We start from the raw sequence: 1127 nt of genomic DNA, 5'->3' as shown, positions 1-1127 counted from the left end.
GGTCGATGTCATCGAGGATGTCCTCGCGGCCATGGCCTTCGAGCTCCACCAGCACGCGTGGGTGTGCGCTGCGTTGCGCCAGCGTGCGGGTGAGCGCGGCCAGCAGCAGGATTTCGGGCGTGAGGCCGGTGCGGCTGGTTCCGGGTGTGCTGTCGTATAGCAACGCCGCAGTTGTCTGCGGGTCGAGGCGGATTGTGTGGGTTGCTATGGGTGCGTCTTTCGCTGTGTTTGTCGATGTGTTTGTCGATGTGTTTGTCGCCGTGCTCGTCGAGGTGCTCGTCGAGGTGTTCGTCGTCGTGTCTGTTGGTGTCGCCTCCGCAGCCGGCCAGGCCACCACGTCCGTGAGCCGCTGCTGCCACCAGCCCAGCTCCGCAAGCCGCTCCGCCTGCATGCCGTACGCGTGCTGACGCATGCTCCACACGCTGAACGGCGTGCTGCGCGCGCCCAGTGCAATCGTCTCGCCACGCTCCGCCTGTGCATACGCCTGCTGCAGTTCCTCCAGCAGGATGCGCCACGACACGCCGTCCACCGCCAGGTGATGGATCGCAAGCAGCACACGCTGGCCGTGTCGCCCCACATCCAGATACGCCGCCTTCAGCAGCGGACCGCGCCGCAGGTCCAGCTGCTGTTGCACCCGCGTGCACGCATCGTGCAGCGCCTGCTCCCAGTCGCCGCTGTCGCCGATGGTGATCTGCTCGACCAGTGGTTCCTGCTGCAGGGTTTGTATCGAAGCTACCTGCTGCGTCCAGTTGCGCGTCGAGGCTTCCCCCACCCGCACAAACCGCAGCCGCAGCGCATCGTGCCGCGCGACCAGCGCCTGCAGCGCGCGCTCCAGCACCGCCACCTCCAGCCCTCCGCGTACCCGCAGCAGCACTGCCTGGTTCCAGTGCGACGGCGCCGCCTCGAACCGTTCGAAGAAACTCCGCTGGATCGGCGTCAGCGGCACCGCTTCGTGCAGCTCGGCCTGCTCTACCTGCTCCACCTGCTCCCCCCCGCCCAGCTCCACCGCCACGCGCGCCTGCGCCTCGATCGTCGGATGATCGAACACCTGCTTCGGCGTGAGCTTCAGTCCCGCCTGACGCGCCTTCGCGATCAGCTGCAGGCTCACGATCGAATCGCCCCCCGCC

Annotated in this window: 1 protein-coding gene; it reads right to left on the bottom strand. The window is 67.6% G+C overall.

Annotated features, from left to right (window positions below; genetic code table 11):
- A partial coding sequence (locus R8871_RS38300) for a condensation domain-containing protein (protein ID WP_246288091.1) occupies positions 1 to 1108 on the bottom strand: 1108 nt, incomplete at its 3' end.
- Positions 1109 to 1127 lie beyond the last annotated feature (19 nt).

Source organism: Paraburkholderia sediminicola (assembly GCF_902859805.1).
Taxonomy (GTDB): domain Bacteria; phylum Pseudomonadota; class Gammaproteobacteria; order Burkholderiales; family Burkholderiaceae; genus Paraburkholderia; species Paraburkholderia sediminicola.
Note: the sequence above shows the minus strand (reverse complement) of the source record. Positions and strands in the feature narration are given on the sequence as shown.